Below are 26,613 nucleotides of genomic sequence, written 5' to 3'. Positions count from 1 at the left end.
GCAATTTTACTTATCTGATTGGATAAATTATCACTGTTGATATAAGCATTTCTTCCCGAGAGGATAAGACCGGGCAGAGAACTTTCTAATACCCTGCTTTTCATTCTGGCATTATTTAAATAAGCTTTTTCTGTTCTGTTATCCTCAAAACTAAGACGACTGAAATAGGCATGACCGAACCATTTGTCAGGAAGTGGTGTCAACTCTGCTGTTATAGCATAGGGCTTGCCAAAAATATTGACATCATTAAATACGGTCATATCTCTGTCTGTAAAATCCGGTGTTACCGGCTTATTTTGCATAACAAAGACATCGCGGGTATTATTCAGATCTTTTGTCCTGACAACCAAATCCCCCTTGACGGTTTTTATTGTCGCCGATCTGTTCTCGACTAACTGACCTTTATTTCCCTGCGCATCTTTCTGTATCCACAGATTATCGTTGGCTTGCAGCAAGGCTTTATCACCGGTATTGCGCACGGTGTCACCGAATACCCGCATATCCCGGCCGGCGGTTACGCGGCCTTTATTTTCCAGCGTGGTGTTTGCCAGAGTCATATCCCGCTCTGCTTGCACGGTAATATTCGGGGCAATATGCGTTTCTTTGCCGATAATATTTAAGTCGGTTTTAGCATTGGTATTGCCTAATTCGATTTTACCGTTAGCGTTTAAAGTGATATCACGCTGGTCACTGGTTAACTCTTTCAAATTCACCCCAACACCATCTTCAGTAGCCACCAGCCGGATTTTATTGGCATACATGCCGCCCAGCGCTTTGGTATCAATGGCTAATTGTGGTTTAGCGCCTTCTCCGGCGAGAGAGTTAACCGTGCCGTCTTTTAAGCTGATGCGGTTGGCTCCCTGCGTCAGAGAGAGTGTGTTAGCCTGAATTTTTCCATTTAGTTCCGTTGCCCGGCTGATGATATCGACATAATCCGTCGCTTTGCCATCCAGCCCTTTGCTACCAATGGTAATCTGGCCCTGTTTCACTTCGAGTGCTTCCAGCGCACCTTGTTTATCAAACTGGGGTTTACCGGTGGTCAGGGTGGCGCTGGCGGTATTGATAAAACCACAGCCATCACAGGTGATGCCGTTGGGGTTGGCAATCATCACGTTGGCTTTATTGCCGACAATTTCCAACTGACCTTGCAGTTCAGAGCGTCCGCTGCCAGTGACTTCGTTAATAATCAGTTCCGCCGCGTTGCCTTTGAGGTTCGGGTTGGCGTTAAGTTGCCCGGCTAGTTGTGATTGGGCTGCCTGAGTGGCGTTATTGAGTACGGCACCTTGAGTGGCAACGTTAAACTCTTGATAGGTGTTATGGGATATCCCGGCGTCATTCGGGGTGGCGATATTCACCACCGGGATATTACCCTGATTTTGTACCTGTGTTTGGCTGTTATCCGGTGTTATCCCAGCCGCAATAGCCGGATGAAGCGGATAGACCGCAGTCAGGTAAATTAAAAGATAACTCGTGGCCCTGACCATCGAGTTGTTGCGTTGCTCCATCGTACTCTCTCTTTGCTTAAGTTAATTTGGCTTTGGTGATAAGACGATAATATTCCCATAGGAAATATTGATAATTTAATAGTGACTTAATTAAACTATTCTAATATGAAATTATTTGCCCGTCCGAATGGGCAGTATAAAATGTGATCAGGATCGAGTTGTTTAATCTTGGCAATGGGGAATGAGGTATATTAAATGCTAGAAAATCGCAATAAGGTGGAGGTACTCTCTTCTTACATCCAGCCCAAATTCTTTTAACTTCCGCGTTTAGGGGGAGAATTCCGCAGTTTCGTTAAAAAAACAGGAAAGCTCCCGGAATGATAATCGCCTTACAGGCTTATCATATTTTTAATATTGTTCACTTTCACTTTTTTGGCGATCGCAAACTCCTTTTGCATAAGACACAGCATTATGCTGTGTCTTATGCTGGAATGAGATCGCGTTTTTCAACCTAAACGTATTAATTTCTCAGTAATAGATAGATACTTTCTTCACCGCGAAGAATATTCAGCGCGATTACCGGAGGTTTAGAATCAATAACTTTGCGCAGTTCGTTAATGTTCTGTACCCGTTCATTATTGATCCCAACAATCAGGTCACTTTTCTGTAAACCAGACATCGCCGCAGGTGAGTTTTGCATGACACTATCGATTTTCACACCGAGAGTCCCTTTCACTTCACCATTACTGAGAGTTGCACCTTGCAGGGCAAGCGTTAGGTTTCCCGCTTTGGTGGTTTGACCTTCACTATTTTCCAGAATAACGGAAACGTCCATTGGTTTGCCTTTACGCAATAAGCCAATTTTAATTTCTTTACCTGGCACAGTCGTACCAATTTTGGCTTTCAGTTCAGCAAAGCTATTGATCTTCTTACCATCAACAGAAACCAGAATATCACCGGATTTAATGCCTGCTTTCGCTGCTGCGGATTTTGGCAATACTTCACTGACAAATGCACCGCGTTGAGCATCAATATTGAATGCCTTGGCGATATCGGCGTTCATTTCAGTACCTTTGATACCGAGAATACCGCGTTTGACTTCACCATGAGCGATAAGCTGCTCACTCAGGGTTTTTGCCATATTACTTGGGATGGCAAAGCCGATACCGATGTTACCGCCGCCTGGAGCCAGAATTGCTGTGTTGATACCAATTAATTCGCCGTTCAGGTTAACCAGTGCACCACCGGAGTTACCACGGTTTATAGAGGCATCGGTTTGGATAAAATTTTCTAACCCTTCCAGATTCAGACCGCTGCGTCCTAATGCCGAGATAATTCCCGAGGTTGCAGTTTGACCCAGACCGAACGGATTACCCACCGCGACAGCAAAATCACCAACTCGGAGCTTATCGGAATCGGCTATTGTAATTGCCGTCAAGTTCTTGGCATCTTTCAGTTGCAGCAAGGCGATATCAGTTTGAGCGTCGCGACCTAACAGTTTAGCTTCATATTCACGCCCATCGTTCAATTGCACACGGATTTTATCTGCATTCTCAATAACGTGATTGTTGGTTAATATATAACCTTTGGCAGCGTCAATGATGACACCTGAGCCAAGCCCCTGAAATGGGCGGGTACTTTCACGGCCCATTGGCAGATTCGGGCCAAAGAAGAATCTGAACTCTTCCGGTATACTCTGCTCCTGTTGTACCTGAGTACCGGAAACATGTACGCTGACAACTGCCGGCAATACTTTCTCAAGCATCGGTGCAAGGCTTGGCAACTCCTGACCGGCAATAGCAGCAGGCAACGCAGCGCTACTGATAGCAGGAACGGAAGCTATGGATAACCCAATACTGATTGCTAACGCACTAAGGAATAAGTTTTTTCTTTTCATCTAATTTCGTTCTCTTGTATATCTAAGCCAGAAGGCTAATAAGTTAATTCAGGCAAGTTGCCATGATTACTCTATGACTGTTAATTATTAAGTAAAGTTCATCTGGCAAACAGACTTTGCTCGATTTTTTACAGGGATTTACATGATTGAAGAATAAAAAGACAAAGCTTTTTGTGAATAGAGAAGAGATCTTGCATTTGGAATTAATGCTGTGGCACAAAACATGCCACAGCAGAAATATTTACTGGTTTTTTTCATTAACCGGGCGGAACAGGCCGGAAGCACCATCAGAGTAATCTCTTGGTGGCATTTTAACCGGAGCCTGATCATTATCTGCTTCTGATTCAGTCAGTCGATAATTGAATGGATTTTCTTGTACTGGCATATTCGGCATCAGCTCGTGGGAGCTTTTGACCATATGCTGATACAACTGACGATAATCGCGGGCCATATTATCGAGTAATTCTGCACTGTGGGCAAAATGGCCGACTAATTCTTTACGATACTCTTCCAGTTCTGATCTATTATTCTCCAGTTCAGTTTGTAAGGCTCCCTGCTGGCGCAGCTTGGTGTTACCAAAGCGCATGACCAGCGCTCCAATAACAAAACCAACTACTAATCCAATCAGTGCATACTCCCAAGTCATAGCTACTCCTTCATCAACATCGTTGTTCAGCAGAATGTTTCACTTAATTATCGTCACTATAACCGTTAATCTAGCTAGAGTGGAATATTGATCATGATTTACATATTGTTTGTAGACCTTATTCTGAACCTTATTGTAGACAATTGATCCGGTGATAAGGTCAATCTGAATCATAAAAACGATAAAAAACGGGCAATTATTTTTTAAGGATTTTTTTGTCATGCCATCATTGATTATCCCTTCGTCATTCTATCAGAAAGCCCTTTCTAAGGGGGAATACCAGCCAGATGATATCCAACGTCGTGTTGTCGCTCAATTGGATGTTATTCACTACACCCTGATTAATACTTCTCCCGGCAATCCAGCGAAGCGAAAAAGCTTGAAAGGACGCCTGAGTAAACTATTAGGCCAGCAGACTTCAACGACCTGTACACCTGTTCAAGGGCTCTATATGTGGGGCGGGGTTGGCAGAGGGAAAACGTGGTTAATGGATATGTTTTACCAGAGTTTGCCGGGTGAAAGAAAACTGCGTTTGCATTTTCATCGCTTTATGCTGCGGGTGCATGAAGAGTTAAAGGCGTTACAGGGGCATGAGGATCCGCTGGATATTGTGGCGGATGGTTTTAAAGCAGAAACCGATGTGCTCTGCTTTGATGAATTCTTTGTTTCTGATATTACGGATGCCATGATCCTTGGTACATTGTTGGAAGCTCTGTTTGTCAGGGGGATCACGTTGGTTGCAACATCCAATATTCCTCCTGATGAGCTCTACCGTAATGGTTTACAGCGAACTCGTTTTTTACCTGCTATTGAGCAGATTAAAAAATATTGTGACGTCATGAATGTGGACTCAGGTATTGATTACCGGCTGCGTACTTTGACACAGGCTCATCTCTATTTCACACCTCTGAATGAAAATAATGCACGGGCTATGGATCGAATATTTATCCGTTTGGCGGGTAAAAGCAGTGAGCAAGCACCGGTGTTGGAAATTAATCATCGGCAGATGCCGGCAATTCGCAGCGCCGATGGGGTATTGGCAATTGGATTTAAAGTTTTGTGTGAAGATGCCCGTAGCCAGGTGGACTACATTGTTTTATCAAAACTTTATCACACCGTTTTGTTATATCAGGTTCCGGCGATAATGCCTGGTAATGAAAATGCCGCCCGACGTTTCCTGGCGCTGGTTGATGAATTCTATGAGCGTCGGGTAAAACTGATAATTAATGCTGCGGTGCCGATGGAACAGATTTATCAAGGGGTTTTGTTGACTTTCGAATACCAGCGTTGCTTGTCTCGTTTGCAGGAAATGCAAAGCGAAGAATATCTGAAATTACCTCATTTGCCTTAATCTTGAGCTTATTTCTGTATATTTCGGACTAAAGTTGATTTTAAATAATTCAAATTGGGGTCGATTTTTATTTGTGACTTCTCTATAATCTTGCGACCCCACGTTACAGCAATGTTTTTTTTCCCAAAAACTTGCATAGTGCCGGCATAGGCTATTCGAAGGGGTAGGTTTGCTGGACAAGAGTCGTGTGAACCTCAGCAGTTTTTGAACCTTGAGTGTTCACCAACGTGTAACTTATTATTGGGTAAGCTTTAATGAAAACTTTTACAGCTAAACCAGAAACCGTAAAACGCGACTGGTATGTTGTTGACGCAGATGGCAAAACTTTAGGCCGTCTTGCAACTGAAGTGGCTAGTCGTCTACGCGGCAAGCATAAAGCGGAATACACTCCGCACGTTGATACCGGTGATTACATCATCATTGTTAACGCAGAAAAAGTTGCTGTAACCGGTAACAAGCGTTCTGATAAAATCTATTATCACCACACTGGTCACATCGGTGGTATCAAGCAAGCGACCTTTGAAGAGATGATTGCCCGCCGTCCTGAGCGTGTAATTGAAATCGCGGTTAAAGGCATGCTGCCAAAAGGGCCACTAGGTCGTGCGATGTACCGTAAACTGAAAGTTTACGCAGGTAGCGAGCACAACCATGCGGCACAGCAACCGCAAGTTCTGGACATTTAATCGGGATCATAGGCAATGGCTGAAAATCAATACTACGGCACTGGTCGCCGCAAAAGCTCTTCCGCACGTGTCTTTATTAAGCCAGGTAGCGGTAACATCGTCATCAACCAACGTAGCCTCGAAGTTTACTTTGGCCGCGAAACAGCACGCATGGTTGTTCGTCAGCCACTCGAGCTGGTTGATATGTTGGACAAACTGGATTTGTACATCACCGTTAAAGGTGGTGGTATCTCTGGTCAGGCAGGTGCAATCCGTCACGGTATCACCCGTGCGCTGATGGCATATGACGAAACTCTGCGTTCTGATCTTCGTAAAGCTGGCTTCGTTACCCGCGATGCTCGTGAAGTTGAACGTAAGAAAGTCGGTCTGCGTAAAGCACGTCGCCGTCCACAGTTCTCCAAACGTTAATTTTTTGTCTTTATGGCAATTACTTAATGTTCAAACCCGTCTTGATGGCGGGTTTTTTACTTAATTATCCATACACTTCCCCCAAAATGTACAAAATCTGGTAAACTAGTGCCAATTTTTGCCTCATCCATTTATCTGCTTACTATCTGAACGATAGCCATTGTGTCGAGTAGCGCGTTCCGTATTCACCGTTGCGGCGCAGAAACATAAGGGGTGAGAATGAATGAGTAGGAATAGTCGTTATAGCGTGGGACTATTCATTCCTTTTTTAGATAAACTTGGAGGTTTTCATGGCTGTCGCTGCCAACAAACGTTCGGTAATGACTCTGTTTTCAGGCCCGGCCGACATTTTTAGCCATCAAGTGCGAATTGTACTGGCGGAAAAAGGTGTCAGTGTTGAAGTTGAACAGGTTGAGGCAGGTAATTTGCCACAGGACCTTATCGATCTGAACCCTTATCAGACAGTTCCGACTTTGGTTGACCGTGAGCTGACGCTGTATGACTCCCGCATCATTATGGAATATCTTGATGAGCGTTTTCCTCATCCGCCATTAATGCCAGTATATCCGGTTGCCCGTGGTTCCAGCCGTTTGATGATGCATCGCATTGAGAAAGACTGGTATTCCCTGATGCACACTATTGAGAAAGGTAATTCTCAGGAAGCCAATGCTGCCCGTAAACGATTAGCAGAAGAATTGCTGGCAGTGGCACCAATATTTAAAGAAATGCCATTCTTTATGAGTGAAGAATTCAGTTTGGTTGATTGCTATCTTGCCCCTTTGCTATGGCGTTTACCTGAACTGGGTATAGAGTTACCGAGTTCTGGTACCAAAGATTTACAAATTTACATGCAGCGTGTCTTTGAACGTGATGCATTCCTGGCTTCATTAACCGAAGCTGAACGTGAAATGCGCTTGCAATCCAGGAATTGATTTATGGAGCTGTCTCAAATGTCTCCTCGTCGCCCTTATTTGTTGCGTGCTCATTATGAGTGGTTACTAGATAATGATATGACTCCATATCTGGTTGTAGACGTGACTTTACGTGGAGTAAATGTGCCAATGGAATATGCCCGCGATGGGCAAATTGTGCTGAATATCGCGCCGAGAGCTGTTGGTAATCTTGAGCTAACCAATGATGAAGTACGCTTCAATGCCCGTTTTGGCGGTATGCCCCGTCAAATTAATGTACCAATGGTGGCGGTTATTGCTATTTATAGCCGTGAAAATGGGGCAGGAATGATGTTTGAGCCTGAAGCAGCTTATAAAGATGAATATCTTTTTGAGTCCACTTCTGGGCATGATAAAGCTGGCGCTTCTGCGGCAGATAACTTGGTATTAGTTACGGATACCCTCCGCAATGCGGAAGACGATAGTGGAACTTCACCCGATGATGAGCCACCAAAACCGACAAGAGGGCGTCCTGCTTTACGGGTAGTAAAGTAGTAAAATAAGCGCTAAAAAGGGGGCAACTTGCCTCCTTATTTTTTCAAATTTATTGATTAAAATTCCACATTGTAGGCTTTCTCTAACTCCCAAAAACATTCTTCTGCTCTGTTTTTAGCTTCGTAGTCTGTGATAGACCCTAAGCTCTTTCTGACTTTATTGACAAACTTTATTTTATTCTCTCTGGTCTCAAGTTCTGGCGGAATTGTACAGATATCAGCCAATGATATGTTGTTTTCTTTATCGGCAGTAGTAAGGACATCAACGGGATTATTAATTAATGCCATAGAGAGTGCGTAACGTATCTCTTTGGAAAAATCCAGATGTATACTTTGAGTTAATTTAAAAGCCAGTTTTATCCAGTCACGGTCACCAGTAGTAATTTTATGAGTGATTTCTTGTCTGGCTCCTGTTTCCCCTAATTCGGCAACGACAGAGTTGATACCTCTATTGATAATCTCTTTATTAATATTATCGGGTGTAACGTTTTGTGACAAAGCAAGCGCTGGAAGATTAGTGCCAGTAAGCAACGCCAAAGACAATAAAATTAGAGTTTTAATTAATTTCATTAATATTTCCAAAGTTTATAGTTGAACAAGTAATAGCGCTATCTGATCCAGGTAGTTGGTAAAATCCACTATAACAAGATGAAATACACCTAAATGTTAATTATGACAGCAGTAAGTACGGAATGTTCATTAAATACATTCACTCTTTATATAAAAATAGTCTAGCTAATATAAATTATCGAGATGGTAATAGGAAGGTTTGGGAGCTGGAAAGCTCCCTTTGTTTATTAGATGTTGAGGTGGTCGAGAATGCCCTGTGCAGCTTTACGCCCTTCGGCAATTGCGGTTACAACCAGATCTGAACCGCGAACGGCGTCTCCGCCGGCAAATATCTGAGGATTGCTGGTCTGGAACGGTATGTCTGAGAACTCAGGTGCAACGATGCGCCCCTGCTTATCCAGTGCTATTTTATGATCATTTAACCAGTTCATTGTGTGTGGTTTAAAACCAAATGCCATAATCACGGCATCAGCTGCGAGCAGATGTTCGGAGCCAGTGATAATTTCAGCCTGGCGGCGTCCATTCTCATCAGGTTTACCTAATTGGGTCCGTACCATTTTTATGCCACAAACTTGACCTGAACTGTTGATTTCAATGCTGAGAGGTTGCAGATTAAACAGAAATTCTACACCTTCTTCCCTGGCATTTTTCACTTCGCGGCGGGAGCCTGGCATATTAACTTCGTCACGGCGATAAGCACAGGTAACTAAAGCCGCTTTTTGGCGAATAGACGTTCTGACGCAATCCATCGCCGTATCGCCACCACCGAGAACTACGACCCGTTTACCCTGCATATCAATGAAAGGCTGTGATTGCAGGGGGGGATACCCCATCAAGTGCCGGGTATTGGCAATCAGAAATGGTAGTGCATCATAAACGCCATCAGCATCTTCGTTTGCCAGTCCCCCGCGCATTGACTGATAGGTCCCTACACCAAGAAATATTGCATCAAACTGCTCTGTCAGTTCGGATAGGGCGATATCTTTGCCTATTTCAGTATTGAGCCGGAACTCAATTCCCATCTCAGAGAAAATTTTACGTCGGCGTACCATCACCTCTTTTTCCAGTTTAAATGCAGGTATGCCAAAAGTGAGTAATCCGCCTATTTCCGGGTGGCGATCAAAAACGACGGCTTGTACGCCATTACGGGCTAATACATCAGCACAGGCCAGCCCTGCGGGGCCTGCGCCAATAATCGCAACTTGTTTGCCTGTTGGCTGAACTTGTGACATATCGGGCTTCCAGCCCATAGCAATCGCTTTATCGTTAATGTAGCGTTCGATATTACCAATAGTGACGGCACCAAATTCATCATTCAGGGTACAGGCACCTTCACAAAGGCGATCCTGTGGACAAACGCGTCCGCAAACTTCCGGCAGGCTGTTTGTCTGATGGGATAAATCAGCGGCTTCCATGATGCGCCCTTCATTGGCAAGTTTAAGCCAATTGGGAATGTAGTTATGGACAGGGCATTTCCATTCGCAATAAGGATTACCACAGGAAAGGCAGCGATCTGCCTGTGTTTGTGCCTGAATTGCTGAAAATGACTCATAGATTTCCACAAATTCTATTTTGCGGATCTTCAACGGTTTTTTAGGCGGATCGACGCGTTGTAAGTCGATAAACTGATAGACATTCTGGCTCATCTGGGCTCCTTATTGCGCTTGAATTCGCAACTCTGCGGAAGAACGACTGCGATGTCCCAGCAGGGCTTTAACATCACTGGATTTGGGTTTCACAAGCGCAAATTTGTTCAACCACTGTTGCCAGTTAGCAAGAATATCTTCGCCGCGCTGAGAACCGGTCAGGAGAACATGTTCAGTGATAAGTCCTCTCAAATGTTCTTCGTGGATAGCTAAGGTTTCTACTGCCAGAACTTCTACCAGCTCCGGGTTAACCCGTTTGCGGAAATCATCATTTTCATCCAGAACATAAGCAAAACCGCCGGTCATTCCTGCACCAAAGTTTATTCCGGTGCGTCCGAGAATACAGACGATACCGCCTGTCATATATTCACAGCCATTATCTCCGATACCTTCTACAACCGTAATAGCACCTGAATTGCGAACAGCGAAACGTTCTCCTGCACGTCCAGCGGCGTACAGCTTGCCTCCTGTTGCTCCATACAGACATGTGTTGCCAATGATGGTTGCCTGATGGCTTTTGAAGGCAGAACCGACAGGAGGGTGTATGACGATGCGACCACCGGCCATACCTTTACCAACATAATCATTGGCATCACCGATAAGTGTCAGCTCCAGACCGCCAGCATTCCAGACACCAAAACTTTGACCGGCAGTACCATTGAAATGAATTTTTATTGGCGCAGCCGCGACGCCCTGATTACCATATCGGGCAGCGATAAAGCCGGAAAGAGAAGCCCCGACTGAACGATCGGTATTACGGATATCAAAATAGAAAGTTTTACTTTGTTGGCTCTCAATATAACAAGAGGCTTGAGCCAATAAGTTTTTATTCAATGTACCATTATCAAATGGCGGGTTATTTTCAGTGCAATATAACGTTTTGCCCTGATGGGGTTCAGCTGTTGCCAATAGCGGCTCAAGATTTAACTTGCTCTGTTTTGCTGAAATACCTTCCAATACTTCCAGTAGTTCAGTTCGGCCTATTAAGTCAGTCAGATTTCTGACCCCTAATTCCGCCATGATCTCTCTGGTTTCATGGGCGATAAAACGGAAGTAATTCATTACCCGCTCAGGCAATCCGTGGTAATGGTCGCGGCGTAATTTCTCATCTTGCGTTGCAACACCGGTCGCACAGTTATTTAAGTGGCAGATGCGCAGATATTTGCATCCAAGGGCAACCATGGGGCCGGTGCCGAAACCGAAGCTTTCAGCACCAAGAATGGCCGCTTTGATAATGTCCACGCCGGTTTTCAATCCGCCATCGACCTGTAAGCGGATCTTATGGCGCAATCCGTTGGCAACCAGAGCTTGCTGGGTTTCCACTAATCCCAATTCCCAGGGGCATCCGGCATACTTCACCGATGACAGTGGACTAGCGCCAGTACCGCCATCATAACCTGCGATAGTAATTAAATCGGCATAAGCCTTGGCAACACCCGTTGCAACAGTACCAACGCCGGGCTCTGAAACCAGTTTTACTGAGATCAGCGCATTGGGATTGATCTGTTTTAGATCGAAAATCAACTGCGCCAGATCTTCAATAGAATAAATGTCATGATGCGGTGGTGGAGAAATAAGTGTTATGCCTGGTACAGAATAACGTAGTTTTGCAATATACGGTGTGACCTTATCACCCGGTAATTGTCCGCCTTCTCCAGGTTTAGCGCCTTGGGCCACTTTAACCTGAATCACATCAGCGTTGACCAGATAAGCGGGTGTCACACCGAACCGGCCGGAAGCAACTTGCTTGATACGGGAAACTTTTTTTGTACCATAACGTGCGGGATCTTCTCCACCTTCACCGGAGTTGGAAAAGCCACCCAATGTATTCATTGCTTCAGCCAGCGCTTCGTGTGCTTCAGGGCTTAATGCTCCAATCGACATCGCGGCAGTATCAAAGCGTTTAAACAGCGCTTCGGCGGGCTCCACTTCTTCAATGGGGGTAGGTTCATCTTTTGTCTTTATCGCCAGCAAATCTCGGATTGTGGTTACTGGGCGCTGATTAACCAAGCGGCTATATTTCAAATAATCGTTGTATTCGCCACTGTGAACCGCAGACTGTAGAGTGCTGATGACATCTGGGTTATAAGCATGGTATTCGCCGTTATGCACATATTTCAGTGACCCTCCCTGATCAACTGGATGGCGGGGAAGCCATGCTCGCTTGGATAAGTTTCGCAGATCCTGCTCAAAATCGCTAAAGTTAGCACCGCCAATCCGGCTGACAACACCATTGAAGCAAAGCTCAGTTAATTCAGAATGTAAGCCGACGGCTTCAAACAGTTTAGAGCAACGATAGGAGGCGATAGTCGAGATGCCCATTTTCGACATGATTTTATATAGCCCTTTATTGATGCCATTGCGGTAGTTGAGCATGACATCAGCATAGGGTTTATTAATCGTGCCATTATCGACCATTTTGGCCAGTGATTCGTAAGCCAGATAAGGATAAATCGCTGTTGCACCAAACCCCAATAGTACAGTGAAGTGATGCGGATCACGGGCACTCGCGGTTTCTACTATCAGGTTGGTATCACAGCGCAGGCTTTTTTCTACCAAACGGTGCTGAATGGCCCCGACAGCCATAGGAGCCGGTATGGGTAACTTCTCTGGCGTAATATTGCGGTCAGATAATACCAGCAATACTGCACCATCTCTGGCGAGCTGTTCAGCCTGGTCACACAATACAAACAGTGCATCTTGCAGATGAGTTTCCTGCGGGTTGAAAGTTAAGTCTAAACGTTCTGCACGATAGTGCGGACTTTGTTGGGTTGTTAATTGATGAAAATCAGAGTAGAGCAGAATAGGGGATTTGAAACTTAACCGATGAGCCTGTCCCTCAGCTTCACAAAATACATTCATCTCCCGTCCAATACAGGTAGTGAGAGACATAACATGCGCTTCACGCAGTGGATCAATTGGTGGATTAGTGACTTGAGCGAATTGCTGGCGGAAGTAGTCATAAATAATCCGTGGACGGCTGGAAAGTACAGCAAACGGCGTATCATCACCCATTGAACCTGTTGCTTCCTGCCCATTCTCTCCCAGGACCCGGATAATTTGATCCAGCTCTTCATTACTGTAAGCAAATTGCTTGTGATAGACCGCCAGTGATTGATCGTTCAGATCCCGGTGGCCGGCTTGCTCTTCCAATAACTCTTCAAACGGGATTAGGCGTTTGACGTTTTTGTCCATCCATTCTTTATAGGGATGGCGGCTTTTCAGGTCATTGTCTGTTTCTTCTGCATGAAGGATGCGGCCTTGGCGGGTATCGATCACCATGAGTTCGCCGGGGCCGACTCGTCCTTTTTCTACGACTTCGTCGGGTTGATAATCCCAGATGCCGACTTCGGAAGCACAGGTGATCAGCTTATCTTTAGTAATGACATAACGTGCCGGGCGTAAGCCATTACGATCCAGATTACAGGCAGCATAGCGGCCATCTGACATGACGATACCGGCAGGACCATCCCAGGGTTCCATGTGCATAGAGTTGAAATCAAAGAAAGCGCGCAGATCCTCATCCATATCAGGATTGTTCTGCCATGCAGGCGGGACCAGCAACCGCATAGCACGGATTAAATCCATTCCGCCATTGAGAAACAGTTCCAGCATATTATCCAGCGAGCTGGAGTCTGATCCTGTTTCGTTGACAAAAGGAGCGGCAGATTGCAGCTCAGGGATAAGCGGGGTTTTGAATTTGTAAGCCCTTGCCCGTGCCCATTGGCGGTTACCGGTGATGGTATTTATTTCACCATTATGAGCGAGATAGCGGAAAGGCTGTGCCAATGGCCAACGTGGGACAGTATTGGTTGAGAAACGCTGGTGGAACAGGCAGATGGCTGATTCTAATCGTAAATCAGCCAGATCAGGATAGAAACGGGGCAAATCTGCCGCCATGCATAGCCCTTTATAGATAGTCACTAGATTGGACAAACTACAAACATAAAAATCACTGTCGCTGATGCGTTTTTCTATCCGGCGGCGGGCAACGAATAAACGACGTTCTAAATCACGAGCGCGCCAGCCAGCAGGAGCATTAACAAAAATCTGTTCGATACGGGGGAGGCTGGAAAGGGCTATTTCGCCCAGAATATCCCTATTAGTTGGTACTTCACGCCAGCCAACGACTGATAGCGTTTCATTTTGCAGCTCCTGTTCGACTATTTCCCGGCAGTTTTGAGCAATCTGAGGGTCCTGGCTGAGAAATAGCATACCGACCGCGTAATTGCGGGCTAAACGCCACTCTTGCTCTTGTGCGACCATTCGAAAAAAACGATCGGGTTTTTGCAGCAATAAACCACAACCATCACCGGTTTTACCATCTGCCAGGATTGCGCCCCGATGTTGCATTCGTGCCAGTGCATGGATAGCGGTACGGACTACTTTGTGGCTTGGCTCCCCTTCAATATGGGCTATCAGTCCAAAACCACAGTTATCCTTTTCTTGAGATTTGTTATATAGCATAGTGTGAACCTCCCCAGGTTCTGTCCGACTCTCACAGAAACTCACAGAAATTTGTGAGATTAATATTTTTACCGGCGTCTGAATTGCGTCCTCAATCAACCGCCACTTGTTTATTGACTATGAACAGGCGGTACTGAAATGGTATTGTGTCACTGCATAATTATGGTTCAGATGAGGATCTGACGGATGGTTTCTAGTGACTTCCCAAGTTAACGAGAAATGTAGATCAGGTCAAATATAGCCGGGATAAGATAAATACAGGCAAAAAATAGAGTTAATCGCATGATTTTTCAATAAAAAAGGTAATATGAAAGTTGTGTGATATAGATCATGTTAGGATTTTAATGTGAGTTATATCACTAATATTAGTGTGATATCTGTTTTATATATACTGTTAAATGTTTATTTGTTGGATTTAAATTCTGACAAATTAAAACTAAATAGAATTAATATATATTTTTGTTTATTTATAAGAATAAAGTTTTATCTTTTTGTGGTTATCAACAGAGTGAAAAAGAATTTTATGCTTATTTTGTCAATGAATTTGATTATTTATTCATGCTTAGATTGTGCGAAAAGACCGGCAGGGGTAAAAAGCCAGAATAATGTTTGGGAAATTATCATCAGAACTATTAAATAATACTATTGTTCTATCAGATCAACAATTCCTGTATTCCTTCAACGAAGTAGCTGGCTTTTTACGGTATGATCTGGGTTGGTCATAATTAACGGGAATCTTTATGAAATGAAGCTGCTCAGGGGCTTGGCCCAATATTATGTTGATTTAATGATGAAATTGGGGTTAGTACGCTTCTCATTACTGCTTGCATCTGCGTTAGTTGTTCTTGCTATGGGTGTGCAGATGGTCGTCACTTTTTTGCTTCAAGGAGGAGTGCAAAGTATTGATTTAGTTCGCTCAATTTTCTTTGGTTTGTTGATTACTCCCTGGGCGGTCTATTTCCTTTCGGTTGTTGTTGAACAGCTTGAAGAATCCCGCCAACGATTATCCAAATTAGTTGAAAAATTAGAAGTGATGCGTCAGCGTGATCGGGAACTTAATCAGCAATTAAAAGACAACATCATCAAGCTGAATCAGGAAATTTCAGAAAGAGAAAAAGCTGAACAGGCGCATCTGATATTGTTGGATAAACTAAAAGAAGAGATGAAGCACCGTGAACAGGCTCAGATTGAATTGGAGCAGCAATCTATATTGCTGAAATCTTTTCTCGATGCTTCTCCTGATTTGGTTTATTACCGTAATGAAGATAATGAGTTCTCTGGTTGTAACCGGGCGATGGAATTGTTGACGGGTAAAAGCCAGAAACAACTTGTCGGGTTAACGCCAAATGAGGTTTATGACAAAGAAGTTGCCCGCAAAGTGATGAAAACGGATGAAAAAGTGTTCCGCCATAATGTTGCTCTGACTTATGAACAATGGCTAGTTTATCCTGATGGTCGAAAAGCCTGTTTTGAACTTCGGAAAGTTCCTTTTTATGATCGGGTAGGAAAAAGGCACGGGCTTATGGGGTTTGGGCGCGATATAACGGAGCGTAAGCGTTATCAGGACGCTTTGGAGAATGCGAGTAGGGATAAGACGACTTTTATCTCAACGATTAGTCATGAGCTTCGTACGCCTTTAAATGGCATTGTTGGTTTGAGTCGTATTCTGCTCGATACTGAACTGACCTCTGAACAAAATAAATATCTGAAAACGATTCATGTCAGTGCTATCACGCTTGGCAATATTTTCAATGACATTATTGAAATGGACAAACTTGAGAGGCGTAAAGTCCAGATTGATAATCAGCCCATTGATTTTACCGGTTTTATGTCCGATCTGGAAAACCTCTCTGGGCTGCTGGTACAGCCGAAAGGGATTAAATTTGTGATGGATCCCGAACTGCCATTACCTGCCAGGATCATGACCGATGGTACCCGCTTGCGCCAAATTCTGTGGAACTTGATTGGCAATGCAGTGAAATTTACTCAAAAAGGCGAGATTAATGTTCGAATCTGGTATGAAAAGGGTGAATGTTTGTTGTTTGAAGTCACGGATACGGGGATTGGTATTCCACTTGATGAACAAGATAAGATCTTTGCGATGTATTATCAGGTGAAAGGCAGTCATGGAGGCTGTCCGGCAACGGGAACCGGTATCGGGCTGGCTGTATCCAAACGTTTAGCTCAAAGTATGGGAGGCGATATTTTGGTGGAAAGTGAGCCGGGACGAGGTTCTCGATTTACACTATCTATCACTGCTCCTGCTATGGAAGAGAGCCTCCCATGCCAGGAAGAGTCAGAAGATTACCCACTGCCGGCTTTGCATATCTTGTTGGTAGAAGATATTGAGCTGAATGTGATCGTTGCTCGTTCAGTACTGGAAAAACTGGGTAACAGCGTAGAAGTCGTGATGAATGGTAAGGATGCTCTGGCGGTGTTCAAGCCAGGGGAGTTCGATCTGGTACTGCTTGATATTCAGTTGCCTGATATGACCGGATTAGACATCTCCCGGGAATTACGTAAGCGATACGCCAAAAAGGATCTGCCCCCACTTATTGCACTGACTGCAAATGTCTTAAAGGACAAAAAAGAATATCTGGATGCAGGCATGAATGGTGTGCTGAGTAAGCCGCTGTCTGTGAATGCCTTAACTGCCATTATTGAACAATTCTGGGGAGAACAGTCTGTGCATCATATGAAGCCGGAAGAAGAGGAGTCAGGATTGATAAAAGATGAAGATTTACTTGATACAGAAATGCTTAATCAATACATCGAGCTGGTTGGACCTCAATTGATTCGCGATAGCCTGAATGTGTTTGAGAAAATGATGCCGGGATACCTGTCTGTGCTGGAGTCGAACATGACAGCTAAAGACCAGAAAGGCATCACCGAGGAAGCACATAAGATAAAAGGTGCTGCGGGGTCGGTTGGATTGCGTCATGTACAACAATTGGCTCAACAAATTCAATCGCCTGATTTACCTGCATGGTGGGACAATGTTCAGGAATGGGTTGATGAGTTAAAGCAAGAATGGAGAAACGATACGGAAACTTTAAGGGAATGGTTGGCAGGCGCTGAAAAAAAATAACCCCAACCGAGGTTGGGGTGCGCGAATACTGCGCCAACACCAGGGAAAACTTTTTACCCGCCTATCTGATGCATCTTTGTTGCGGCGAGTAAATGGGGAATTCTCCGTACATCATACAAGTACCAACATAGCAAAGATAAGATTTTTTGTTACAAGATTCATTAAAATCTGTGATGAAGATTGGTGTTTAACCCCCTAAAGGGTTAAGCAATAATCTACGACAAATGGAGTGAGCTATGAAATCAGTTGCAGTTGTCTTAAGTGGATGTGGTGTATTCGATGGTAGTGAAATTCATGAATCAGTATTAACTATGCTTTCTTTAGATCGTTTAGGTGTTAAAGTGAGCTTTTTGGCGCCGGATGAGCCACAACTTCATGTTATTAATCATATTAGCGGTGAAGAAACTGGCGGAGAACGTAACGTCTTACAGGAATCAGCCCGTATTTCAAGGGGAAAAATCAAGTCTTTGTCACAAGCAAATGCAGATGAGTTTGATGCCCTGATAATTCCTGGGGGATTTGGTGTGGCAAAGAATTTATCTGACTTTGTGGTTAAGACAATTGATTGCGAAATAAATAAAGATTTATTAAGTTTAGTGAGAGCTATGCACAAACAACATAAACCTATGGGGTTCATGTGCATTGCTCCGGTCATGTTGCCAAAACTACTTAATAAACCGGTGAAACTAACTATTGGCAATGATCCTGAAACGGCTGCTCAAGTGGAGGCAATGGGAGGCATCCATATAATTTGTAAGGTAAATGATGTTGTTGTTGATTTGGAAAACAAAATTGTTACAACTCCAGCTTACATGCTTGCTGAATCTATTTCTCAGGCGGAGGTGGGAATTGATAAACTTGTCAGAAAAGTATTGGAAATGACTGAGTAACTGGATGAGAAATCCTTTGCAATTTTTATGGCGCTGGCTTAAAAAAATCGTAATCTCAGTTATTATCTTGTGGATAGTTTCCGTTGTTGCGTTTTCATTTTTGCCAGTGCCATTTTCTATGATTATGGTTGAGCGTCAAATTAACGCCTGGTTATCAGTTAATTTTTCTTATATATCTCGTTCTGACTGGGTAGGGCATGAACAAATATCGCCAAATATCGCATTGGCTGTTATTGCTGCTGAAGATCAAAAATTTCCACAGCATTGGGGATTTGACTTTGATGCTATTGAAAATGCCCTTGAGCATAATCAAAATAACTCTGGAAGGTTGAGGGGGGCTTCAACGATTTCTCAGCAAACGGCCAAAAATTTATTTTTGTGGGATGGACGTAGCTGGTTGAGAAAAGGATTGGAAGCTGGAATGACCTTTGCCATTGAATTAGCATGGTCAAAAAGCCGAATTCTGACGGTTTATCTTAATATTGTCGAATTTGGTGAGGGTATTTTTGGTGTTGAAGAGGCATCCAGACACTATTTTCATAAATCAGCCAGTAAATTGACTGCATCAGAAGCTGCTTTACTCGCTGCTGTATTGCCTAACCCGCACCGCTATAAAGTTGACGCACCTTCGGCTTATGTTTTACGGCGTCAACAATGGATTTTGCGGCAAATGCGGTTGTTGGGTGGGGTGAATTACCTTAAGAAAAACGAGTTATTGAAGAATAATTGAGGGAAGAATGGTAAAAAGGAAAAAGCGCCCGCGCCAAAGAATGACGCGGCTTAATATATCCAGGGTAGATTTATGGTGCTATCCCCCTCAGTATTGTGTTAATTCAGATAAGTAAACGCAGTTGTTACCCGCTTAACACCGTCAGTTTCGCTGGCAATTTTCGCTGCGGCGTTACCTTCTTGTTTAGTCAGAATACCCAGCAAAAAGACCTCGCCGTTTTCTGTAACGACTTTTATATTGGAAGACTTAACAGTATCACTAGCCAGAATTTTTGAGCGTACTTTAGTGGTAAGCCAGGTATCTTTAGAAGCTGTGCTTAATTGAACGGGTTTCCCTTGACGAATTTCATTGTATACAACATGAGCTCCATCAACACGCGATGCTATCTGTTTTGCGCGGTCTGAAAGGCTTGAATCCGGGCTTTGGCCTGTCAGCAAAACTTTCCCTTGATAAGCAGTGGTAATAACACGGATACGCTCTTTAATCTGCTTATCTTTGTTAAGTGCATTACTGACACGTGCTTCCAGCGTACCATCGTCAACCTGTTGACCAATAGTACGGGGATCGGTTGCGGTTTTAGTCGCTACAGCGGCAGAACCTATTACTGCCGCGCCAATACATCCTTGTAACATTACAGCGGCACAAACCGTAGCTAATAGGGAGAAAAATCGCATTATTGGCTCCTTAGTCATCCTGATGGGGAAAAAGTGTATTATCGATTAAGTCACACAGGCAGTTAACTGTCAGCATGTGAACTTCCTGAATTCGGGTGCTGCGATGAGATGGGATACGAATCTCCACATCTTGTGGCCCTAACAAGCCAGCAAGTTCACCACCATCATAGCCGGTAAGGGCGACAATCGTCATATCGCGGGTTACAGCCGCTTCAACGGCTTTAACAATATCCCGGCTATTTCCATGAGTGGAAATAGCCAATAACACATCGCCTGGCTGACCTAATGCCCGTACCTGTTTAGCGTAAATTTCATCATGTTGTTTACTGCTTGAAATCGCGGTTATTACCACATTGTCTGCGTTAAGTGACAATGCTGGCAGACTCGGGCGTTCAGTTTCAAACCGGTTGATCATATTGGCCGCAAACCGCTGGGCTGTTGCAGCAGAGCCACCATTACCACAGCAAAGGATTTTGTTACCATTCAGCAATGACTGAACCATCATTATTGCAGCCCGAGAGATAGCATCAGGTAATGCTTCTGCGGCTGCAATCTGAGTTTGAATACTTTCTGTAAAACAGACTTTAATTCTATCCAGCACGTTTATAACCTACCCAGTATCATTTTAGCGAGCGAACTCATCTTGATTGAAAGCATTTGGCAACCACACAAATTGTTGACCAGTAATAGCACAAATATCAAAGCGACAAGAAGTGGTTTCAAAACACTCACCTCGTTGAAACAGCCATACTGCGGCAGCGTGCAATAATTTTCTACGCTTGCTGCGGGTCACGGTCGCCAGTGCATCGCCATATTGCCCTTGTTTGCGAAAACGGACTTCAATAAAAACCCAAGTTTGTTTGTCTTTCATAATCAGGTCAATTTCACCGCCATGAACTTTCACATTCGCAGCGATAAAAGTTAGCCCCTGTTTTTGCAAAAACAACTTTGCCTGTGTTTCGTAGCTGCGTCCCAGCAAATAACTTGTTGGTTTTTTTATTTTCATCCTGAAAAGCGTTATTTGAATTTAATTGCCACCTGATGACAAGCGGCAATTAATGCTTAATTAAATGGTAGTGATTTGGCCTTGATGATATTGCATCCATTGGAGCTGTCGGAAAATCGCGCAGTTCTCCTGAACAGACAGCATCCCTGAGGCACCATTGAGATGGAAATCACTTTGAAGCTGTACCCGACTGAACTGATTTGCTAATGACCAGGCATCAATACCCATAGCGTAAAGGCGCATCAAAGAGTAATCATTGGCAAATTTACCGGCTGCTTGTTGCATCAGTGGCAAGTTAGCGCCAGCGATTAATGGAATGTCGCTGAATTGCATTCCTTCCATCTCCAGACGGAAATCAGGACCGGCACCAGCTTGATTACTGCGGGAGCTTGCATAAAAGGCTGGTTTATTACGGGAACTGATTGCCATATCAATCATCGGTTTAATCAGAGTCAATTCATCTAAAGTGGAAACAATATAAACTGCGTCCACTGAGCCGCCGGCAGAAGTAGGAACGACATCTGTATTTAGCTGGGGAATTTCCAGATCACCAATAGTGGTTGATACAGGTTGATTGTTTGTTGCACTGATGGCTGTTCCGGTCAGGCGAATACCTGTGCCTCTATTAATTAACTGTTTCAGTTCGGTGGAAGAGCCAAAGGTTTGTTGCAGAACAGTATGCCCACCTTGTTTTTGCCATTCCTGTGCAAATGCCTTGGCAATCCGGTCACCAAAGGTACCCCGGGGAACGAGTATCAGAGGATTCTGTTTCTGTTGTTGCCAAATATGCTCCGCGGCATTTTTCGCTTCATCTTCTGGTGATAAAGAGAAATAACAGACATTGGGCCGGGGTTGCGCATTATCTAACTCGTTCAGCACCAGCATGTTTAATGACGTATTCATCTGAACCAGTTTAACCACATTTGGTTTCAGTAACGGCCCGACAACTAAATTCACGCCGTCTTGTTCAGCCTGAATCAATAAATTTTCCAGTGGCTGGCTTGCCGTATCATAGATTTTGACCTGTTGTGTGTTAACCGGCACATTGGCTATGACGGGCATTGACTGAACGGCTGGTGTTGTTGGTTCAACGGGAATCTCTGCATTTGGCAGGGCATCGGCAGAGACCACTGCATCTGACGTATTATCGTTGATTGCTGTAGATAAATTTGCCGGATTTTCTGTTGGCAGTAGTGGGGCTGGCAAACCAGCCTGAGCATCAAGAAAACCCTGGCGGATTGCTTCGCCGAATACTTTTGCCTGACCGCTTAATGGCAGGAACAGTGCAATATGGATGTCAGTGCTTTGCGATTGGATGGCGGCTGGTTGTAGCTGGGTTGGGAGTGACTGCGCGGCTGGGTTTTGTGGATAACGAATTTTCCAGTCACGGACAGCTGCTTGTAGTTTGTCAGAGTCCTGTTTGTTATCCTGATAGGTACTGAGTAAGTCCAGCCAGCCTTGCAGAATATTTTCATCAGCGTTGATGACCAACTCACTGCGATTGTGTGGTGAAAGACGGGTCAGCGTTTGCCAGGTATCATCAATATTTTTTTGATGAGCGACATTGTCTTTCAGAAGTGGCTCCTGAGCGATATAAGCACGGATGACATCCAGAGAAGGTTCGCCATTAGCGGCATCAATGATGGATTGATAACGGGCGATTTCTGTACTGACTTTATCCTGAGTTTGCAAAGGTTGTTGTCCCTGTTGGTCAGGTATGGAACACCCTGCGATGATCATAACTGCCAGCATAGCTGAACAGACTAAACCAGTTTTGATACGCACAAAAATTGAGGAAAGCATACTGTATCCAGCGATGTTTTTTTCAAAGATGCTCAATTTTAAATCGGTCATTCGGATGAAACAATGAATCAACCCAATCGAGCAGTGGTTACGACATCCACGCTATATGTTGTGCCAACCCCCATTGGAAACCTGGGTGATATCACTCAGCGTGCACTTGAAGTTCTTGAGCATGTCGATCTGATTGCGGCCGAAGATACGCGACATACTGGCTTGTTGCTTCAACATTTTGCCATTAATGCGCGCATGTTCGCACTTCATGATCATAATGAACAGCAGAAAGCAGATCAATTAATTACAAAACTTCAGCAGGGGCAGAGTATTGCATTAGTCTCTGACGCGGGAACGCCACTGATTAATGATCCTGGTTATCATGTGGTTCGCCGTTGCCGTGAAGCCGGTATTCGTGTTGTTCCTCTACCTGGGCCTTGTGCGGCTATAACCGCATTGTCTGCTGCTGGTCTGCCATCAGATCGTTTCTGTTACGAAGGGTTTTTGCCAGCTAAGAGTAAAAGCCGGAAAGATACCTTACGGGCTTTGGAGCAGGAGCCGCGGACGTTAATTTTTTATGAATCCACTCATCGTCTAATCGATAGTTTAGAAGATATGGTTGATGTGTGGGGAATTAAACGTTACGTCGTTCTGGCACGAGAATTAACAAAAACCTGGGAATCAATTCAGGGGATGCCGGCAGGTGAACTTCTGGCATGGGTTAAGGAAGATGAAACTCGTCGCCGTGGTGAAATGGTATTGATCGTTGAAGGTTATAAAAAACCGGATAACGATGCTTTACCGCCAGAGGCATTAAGAACGTTGGCGCTCCTTCAGCAAGAGTTGCCGTTGAAAAAAGCGGCTGCTCTGGCGGCAGAGATCCATGGTGTGAAGAAAAATGCGCTTTATCGCCATGCTCTAGGAGAGCATGAAGAGTAACAATAATTGTTGATAAACAAGGCATATAATCAGTAAACGCCTATACATCGTTTGTTAAACCTCTTATAATCCGCTGCGGAGTTGACTAGACAGTCGCTGCTTTATCATCGTCCTTTTGGACGATAGGTAGGGGAGAGGAAAGTCCGGGCTCCACAGGGCAGGGTGCCAGATAACGTCTGGGGGGTGAAAGCCCACGACCAGTGCAACAGAGAGCAAACCGCCGATGGCCTGCTTATGCAGGATCAGGTAAGGGTGAAAGGGTGCGGTAAGAGCGCACCGCGCGGCTGGTAACAGTCCGTGGCACGGTAAACTCCACCCGGAGCAAGGCCAAATAGGGGTTCACTAGGTACGGCCCGTATCGAACCCGGGTAGGCTGCTTGAGCCAGTGCGCAAGTGCTGGCCTAGATGAATGATTGTCCACGACAGAACCCGGCTTATCGGTCAACTTCACCAATTTAGCCCCATTAGGTTAGTCCTGATGGGGCTTTTGCTTTTTCAGGCGGCCAGATCAATTAACAACCCCTGGAACTCAGTATCTGCTTTTAAAACCAGACGATTTTCTTCATGAATAAAAGCGCCATCTCCACATTTAATCAAAGCGTTATCCTTCGAATTGCCTTTTATTTTTATATTGCCGTTCAAGGATTGCAGATAAGCATTTTTTCCTTTTAATTGCAGATGGTGAGATTGGCTCTTATTAAGAGAAATATGATTTACCCACACTTGCTGGCGTAATTGCATACTGCCATCCTCTGCGGTTGGAGAGGCAAGCATAGTCAATGGTTGCTCTGGTAACGCCATCCGTTGCAACGGTAAGCTTTCCTGCTGAGGGAAGGCATTTAGCCAAAGTTGTAAGCGGGTCAGTGGCTTATTCGCACTGATATTATGTTCACTGTAGCTGATGCCTTGACGGGTAGAAAACAGTAAACATTCTCCCTTGCAGGCTCTGACATGATTGCCTTCACTGTCACGATATTCTGCTTCACCTCGCAGAATAATGTTTAGTATATCCACATGTGGATAAGATTTAGGCTGGAAAGCGGCTTTTGGTGCGATAACTTCCTGATTCAGTACACGCAGAGCGCCATAACCTAAAAACTTTGGATCAAAATAGTGACCAAATGAAAATGTATAACGGGCCTGTAGCCAACCATAGTCAGCTTTTCCACATTGCTTTGCTGTTCTATTTATAATCATGATGGCGGTTACCTTCAAAAAACACACACTAACGATAGTAATTATCTGGACGGCGAAATGTTAGCCAGTTAATCTGGTCACCATATTCAAATTTCCTGATTGAGAAAAATATGAGCAAAGAACGAGCGCTTACACTGGAGTCTCTACGGGTCATGGATGCGATTGACCGGCGGGGAAGTTTTGCTGCGGCAGCCGATGAGCTTGGCCGTGTTCCTTCTGCACTTAGCTATACGATGCAAAAGTTGGAAGAGGAGCTGGATGTGGTGCTGTTTGACCGTTCGGGTCACAGAACCAAATTCACCAATGTTGGCCGTATGTTGCTTGATCGTGGACGTCAATTGCTTGAAGCTGCGGATAAATTAACCGCTGACGCAGAGGCATTAGCGCGGGGTTGGGAAACTCACCTGACAATCGTTTGTGAGGCATTGGTCCCTGCTTCTTCATTGTTCCCATTGGTGGGCAAACTTGTTCAGAAATCGAATACCCAGCTCTCTTTATTGACTGAGGTTTTGGCTGGTGCATGGGAGCGGTTGGAAACAGGTCGGGCGGATATTGTTATTGCACCGGATATGCATTTCCGTGCATCGGCAGAAGTGAATTCACGCCAGCTTTACAGCATTACCAATGTCTATGTCGCCAGCCCTGATCATCCTATTCATCAAGAACCAGAGCCTTTGTCTGATGTCACGAGGGTGAAGTACCGTGGTATTGCTGTGGCAGATACAGCAAGGGAGCGCCCGGTATTGACGGTTCAGTTGTTAGATAAGCAACAACGTTTAACGGTGAGTTCGCTGGAAGATAAACGTCGGGCTCTTTTGGCCGGGTTAGGAGTTGCCACTATGCCTTATCCTATGGTGGAACAAGATATTACGGCGGGTCGTTTGCGGGTGATTAGCTCTGAATACAGCCATGAGACAAATGTCATTATGGCATGGCGGCGAGACAGTATGGGAGAAGCTAAATCCTGGTGTTTGCGGGAAATTCCTAAATTGTTTGCTAACCGCTAAGATAGATGAAAAGCTGGAAAAATCCGTTATGATCTTCCGGCTTTATTTATTATCTCCCGTGGAGAATATCTTTGTCAGGTTAGAATTATATTTATATATCACATGTTATTTTGGTGCGCTCAATATTTTCCGAATAAATTAACCTTATATAATTGAAATGTATTCTCTTAGGTTTAATTAATGAATGATGTAATCAGATAATTATTTTATTGCCATATTTTATATTTATTCGGTGAAAATAAATTACATTTATATAAGTGATACATATATACTGAAAAATTCATTTCCATTAATAAGTAGAGGGAATAAAAGATTATTATAAAACTTGGTATTATTGTAGAGATGATTTTTGATTGGAAATAATTCACTCTATTTTTTTGGATTATTTTTGTAACTTGGTTTTTATATAATGCATTGATTTAAATCATTATTATTTTTGTTTGCGGTTTTTGGGTCTACTTCGTGGAATTAAATTAATTTAATGATATTGAGGTGGAAAAACTTAATATAATAATAGATATGATTTTAGAGTTGTAATTTTGTTATTATTTTTAATATAAAATTTATTTTTCCTGATTTTTATATATTTAACATAATTAGATATTTTAGTGGTTTTGGTAATGAAAAAAGATGCGGTAATTTATATTTATTGCAATGTAAAATTTTCATTACTTGATTAAATGGCTTATTAAAAGTAATAATAAATAGACTGAATATCCATTAAAACAGGC

The 26,613-nt window shown here is 44.0% G+C and carries 21 protein-coding genes and 1 other RNA gene; 11 read left to right on the top strand and 11 right to left on the bottom strand.

What is annotated here, in order from left to right:
• The 3 genes from ACGF7G_RS11215 to zapG form a co-directional block, all read right to left on the bottom strand.
• A partial coding sequence (locus ACGF7G_RS11215) for a filamentous hemagglutinin N-terminal domain-containing protein (RefSeq protein ID WP_387465510.1) occupies positions 1 to 1,505 on the bottom strand: 1,505 nt, incomplete at its 3' end.
• A 460-nt stretch (positions 1,506 to 1,965) separates the two neighbouring features.
• The gene (gene degQ, locus ACGF7G_RS11210; RefSeq protein ID WP_387465508.1) at positions 1,966 to 3,342 is read right to left on the bottom strand and encodes a serine endoprotease DegQ; all 1,377 of its coding nucleotides are present in this window, start codon (positions 3,340 to 3,342) and stop codon (positions 1,966 to 1,968) included.
• A gap of 241 nt (positions 3,343 to 3,583) precedes the next feature.
• Positions 3,584 to 3,988: a Z-ring associated protein ZapG gene (gene zapG, locus ACGF7G_RS11205; protein ID WP_133815556.1), complete on the bottom strand. Its 405-nt coding sequence runs from the start codon at positions 3,986 to 3,988 to the stop codon at positions 3,584 to 3,586.
• Between the two features lie 220 nt (positions 3,989 to 4,208).
• On the opposite strand from zapG, the gene zapE reads away from it, so the two are divergent.
• The 5 genes from zapE to sspB all read left to right on the top strand — a co-directional run bounded on the left by zapE (position 4,209) and on the right by sspB (position 7,875).
• Positions 4,209 to 5,339 carry a cell division protein ZapE gene (gene zapE / locus ACGF7G_RS11200; RefSeq protein ID WP_387465505.1) on the top strand — a complete coding sequence of 377 codons (1,131 nt, stop codon included), beginning with the start codon at positions 4,209 to 4,211 and terminating at the stop codon, positions 5,337 to 5,339.
• A 254-nt stretch (positions 5,340 to 5,593) separates the two neighbouring features.
• Positions 5,594 to 6,022 (top strand): 50S ribosomal protein L13, encoded by a 429-nt coding sequence (gene rplM / locus ACGF7G_RS11195; RefSeq protein ID WP_112878885.1) that lies wholly within the window; start codon positions 5,594 to 5,596, stop codon positions 6,020 to 6,022.
• Between the two features lie 15 nt (positions 6,023 to 6,037).
• A complete protein-coding gene (gene rpsI / locus ACGF7G_RS11190; protein ID WP_021323578.1) occupies positions 6,038 to 6,430 on the top strand; it encodes a 30S ribosomal protein S9 in 393 nt (130 codons plus the stop codon).
• A 290-nt stretch (positions 6,431 to 6,720) separates the two neighbouring features.
• Positions 6,721 to 7,362 carry a stringent starvation protein SspA gene (gene sspA / locus ACGF7G_RS11185; RefSeq protein ID WP_021323579.1) on the top strand — a complete coding sequence of 214 codons (642 nt, stop codon included), beginning with the start codon at positions 6,721 to 6,723 and terminating at the stop codon, positions 7,360 to 7,362.
• A 3-nt stretch (positions 7,363 to 7,365) separates the two neighbouring features.
• A complete protein-coding gene (gene sspB, locus ACGF7G_RS11180) occupies positions 7,366 to 7,875 on the top strand; it encodes a ClpXP protease specificity-enhancing factor (RefSeq protein ID WP_387465502.1) in 510 nt (169 codons plus the stop codon).
• A 56-nt stretch (positions 7,876 to 7,931) separates the two neighbouring features.
• Here sspB and ACGF7G_RS11175 read toward each other — a convergent pair whose 3' ends face one another.
• The 3 genes from ACGF7G_RS11175 to gltB form a co-directional block, all read right to left on the bottom strand.
• The gene (locus ACGF7G_RS11175; protein WP_387465500.1) at positions 7,932 to 8,444 is read right to left on the bottom strand and encodes a hypothetical protein; all 513 of its coding nucleotides are present in this window, start codon (positions 8,442 to 8,444) and stop codon (positions 7,932 to 7,934) included.
• A gap of 227 nt (positions 8,445 to 8,671) precedes the next feature.
• Entirely contained in the window at positions 8,672 to 10,090 is a 1,419-nt protein-coding gene (locus ACGF7G_RS11170; RefSeq protein ID WP_387465499.1) for a glutamate synthase small subunit, read from the bottom strand.
• 9 nt (positions 10,091 to 10,099) lie between these two features.
• A complete protein-coding gene (gene gltB, locus ACGF7G_RS11165) occupies positions 10,100 to 14,557 on the bottom strand; it encodes a glutamate synthase large subunit (RefSeq protein WP_387465498.1) in 4,458 nt (1,485 codons plus the stop codon).
• A gap of 745 nt (positions 14,558 to 15,302) precedes the next feature.
• Between gltB and arcB the strand changes: the two genes are divergently transcribed.
• The 3 genes from arcB (at position 15,303) to mtgA (ending at position 19,265) form a co-directional block, all read left to right on the top strand.
• Positions 15,303 to 17,645 (top strand): aerobic respiration two-component sensor histidine kinase ArcB, encoded by a 2,343-nt coding sequence (gene arcB, locus ACGF7G_RS11160; protein WP_387465496.1) that lies wholly within the window; start codon positions 15,303 to 15,305, stop codon positions 17,643 to 17,645.
• 236 nt (positions 17,646 to 17,881) lie between these two features.
• Positions 17,882 to 18,535 carry an isoprenoid biosynthesis glyoxalase ElbB gene (gene elbB, locus ACGF7G_RS11155; protein WP_387465494.1) on the top strand — a complete coding sequence of 218 codons (654 nt, stop codon included), beginning with the start codon at positions 17,882 to 17,884 and terminating at the stop codon, positions 18,533 to 18,535.
• Positions 18,536 to 18,539: 4 nt separating this feature from the next.
• Positions 18,540 to 19,265 carry a monofunctional biosynthetic peptidoglycan transglycosylase gene (mtgA, locus tag ACGF7G_RS11150; RefSeq protein ID WP_387465492.1) on the top strand — a complete coding sequence of 242 codons (726 nt, stop codon included), beginning with the start codon at positions 18,540 to 18,542 and terminating at the stop codon, positions 19,263 to 19,265.
• Between the two features lie 98 nt (positions 19,266 to 19,363).
• Here the strand turns inward: mtgA and dolP are convergent, their stop codons facing one another.
• From dolP to ACGF7G_RS11130, 4 genes are read right to left on the bottom strand one after another with little or no spacing between them, the layout of a single operon-like run.
• A complete protein-coding gene (gene dolP / locus ACGF7G_RS11145) occupies positions 19,364 to 19,939 on the bottom strand; it encodes a division/outer membrane stress-associated lipid-binding lipoprotein (protein WP_387465490.1) in 576 nt (191 codons plus the stop codon).
• 10 nt (positions 19,940 to 19,949) lie between these two features.
• A complete protein-coding gene (diaA, locus tag ACGF7G_RS11140; RefSeq protein ID WP_036842149.1) occupies positions 19,950 to 20,540 on the bottom strand; it encodes a DnaA initiator-associating protein DiaA in 591 nt (196 codons plus the stop codon).
• A 24-nt stretch (positions 20,541 to 20,564) separates the two neighbouring features.
• Complete coding sequence (locus ACGF7G_RS11135) at positions 20,565 to 20,945, bottom strand: YraN family protein (RefSeq protein ID WP_387465489.1); 381 nt, start codon at positions 20,943 to 20,945, stop codon at positions 20,565 to 20,567.
• 60 nt (positions 20,946 to 21,005) lie between these two features.
• A complete protein-coding gene (locus tag ACGF7G_RS11130) occupies positions 21,006 to 22,748 on the bottom strand; it encodes a penicillin-binding protein activator (RefSeq protein WP_387465487.1) in 1,743 nt (580 codons plus the stop codon).
• A gap of 63 nt (positions 22,749 to 22,811) precedes the next feature.
• Here ACGF7G_RS11130 and rsmI point away from each other — a divergent pair, with 63 nt between their 5' ends.
• On the top strand, positions 22,812 to 23,678 hold the full coding sequence (gene rsmI, locus ACGF7G_RS11125) for a 16S rRNA (cytidine(1402)-2'-O)-methyltransferase (protein WP_387465485.1): 867 nt from the start codon (positions 22,812 to 22,814) through the stop codon (positions 23,676 to 23,678).
• A 77-nt stretch (positions 23,679 to 23,755) separates the two neighbouring features.
• Positions 23,756 to 24,131: RNase P RNA component class A (rnpB, locus tag ACGF7G_RS11120), an RNA gene on the top strand.
• A gap of 42 nt (positions 24,132 to 24,173) precedes the next feature.
• On the opposite strand, the gene ACGF7G_RS11115 is transcribed toward rnpB, so the two are convergent.
• Complete coding sequence (locus ACGF7G_RS11115; protein ID WP_387465484.1) at positions 24,174 to 24,875, bottom strand: pirin family protein; 702 nt, start codon at positions 24,873 to 24,875, stop codon at positions 24,174 to 24,176.
• Positions 24,876 to 24,985: 110 nt separating this feature from the next.
• Between ACGF7G_RS11115 and ACGF7G_RS11110 the strand changes: the two genes are divergently transcribed.
• Positions 24,986 to 25,882 (top strand): LysR family transcriptional regulator, encoded by an 897-nt coding sequence (locus tag ACGF7G_RS11110; RefSeq protein WP_133815543.1) that lies wholly within the window; start codon positions 24,986 to 24,988, stop codon positions 25,880 to 25,882.
• Positions 25,883 to 26,613 lie beyond the last annotated feature (731 nt).

Origin of the sequence: Photorhabdus sp. RM323S (genome assembly GCF_042879375.1) — a bacterium.
GTDB classification, from domain to species: Bacteria; Pseudomonadota; Gammaproteobacteria; order Enterobacterales; family Enterobacteriaceae; genus Photorhabdus; species Photorhabdus tasmaniensis.
This window is presented reverse-complemented; position numbering and strand designations above follow the sequence as displayed.

Coding starts and splice junctions, on each gene's coding strand:
- ACGF7G_RS11175 (WP_387465500.1), bottom strand. CDS start 8,444: ATGAAATTAATTAAAACTCTAATTTTATTGTCTTTGGCGTTGCTTACT.
- dolP (WP_387465490.1), bottom strand. CDS start 19,939: ATGCGATTTTTCTCCCTATTAGCTACGGTTTGTGCCGCTGTAATGTTA.
- mtgA (WP_387465492.1), top strand. CDS start 18,540: ATGAGAAATCCTTTGCAATTTTTATGGCGCTGGCTTAAAAAAATCGTA.
- zapE (WP_387465505.1), top strand. CDS start 4,209: ATGCCATCATTGATTATCCCTTCGTCATTCTATCAGAAAGCCCTTTCT.
- zapG (WP_133815556.1), bottom strand. CDS start 3,988: ATGACTTGGGAGTATGCACTGATTGGATTAGTAGTTGGTTTTGTTATT.
- ACGF7G_RS11110 (WP_133815543.1), top strand. CDS start 24,986: ATGAGCAAAGAACGAGCGCTTACACTGGAGTCTCTACGGGTCATGGAT.
- ACGF7G_RS11170 (WP_387465499.1), bottom strand. CDS start 10,090: ATGAGCCAGAATGTCTATCAGTTTATCGACTTACAACGCGTCGATCCG.
- elbB (WP_387465494.1), top strand. CDS start 17,882: ATGAAATCAGTTGCAGTTGTCTTAAGTGGATGTGGTGTATTCGATGGT.
- gltB (WP_387465498.1), bottom strand. CDS start 14,557: ATGCTATATAACAAATCTCAAGAAAAGGATAACTGTGGTTTTGGACTG.
- ACGF7G_RS11130 (WP_387465487.1), bottom strand. CDS start 22,748: ATGCTTTCCTCAATTTTTGTGCGTATCAAAACTGGTTTAGTCTGTTCA.
- sspB (WP_387465502.1), top strand. CDS start 7,366: ATGGAGCTGTCTCAAATGTCTCCTCGTCGCCCTTATTTGTTGCGTGCT.
- rsmI (WP_387465485.1), top strand. CDS start 22,812: ATGAATCAACCCAATCGAGCAGTGGTTACGACATCCACGCTATATGTT.
- arcB (WP_387465496.1), top strand. CDS start 15,303: ATGAAGCTGCTCAGGGGCTTGGCCCAATATTATGTTGATTTAATGATG.
- ACGF7G_RS11135 (WP_387465489.1), bottom strand. CDS start 20,945: ATGAAAATAAAAAAACCAACAAGTTATTTGCTGGGACGCAGCTACGAA.
- sspA (WP_021323579.1), top strand. CDS start 6,721: ATGGCTGTCGCTGCCAACAAACGTTCGGTAATGACTCTGTTTTCAGGC.
- rpsI (WP_021323578.1), top strand. CDS start 6,038: ATGGCTGAAAATCAATACTACGGCACTGGTCGCCGCAAAAGCTCTTCC.
- degQ (WP_387465508.1), bottom strand. CDS start 3,342: ATGAAAAGAAAAAACTTATTCCTTAGTGCGTTAGCAATCAGTATTGGG.
- rplM (WP_112878885.1), top strand. CDS start 5,594: ATGAAAACTTTTACAGCTAAACCAGAAACCGTAAAACGCGACTGGTAT.
- ACGF7G_RS11115 (WP_387465484.1), bottom strand. CDS start 24,875: ATGATTATAAATAGAACAGCAAAGCAATGTGGAAAAGCTGACTATGGT.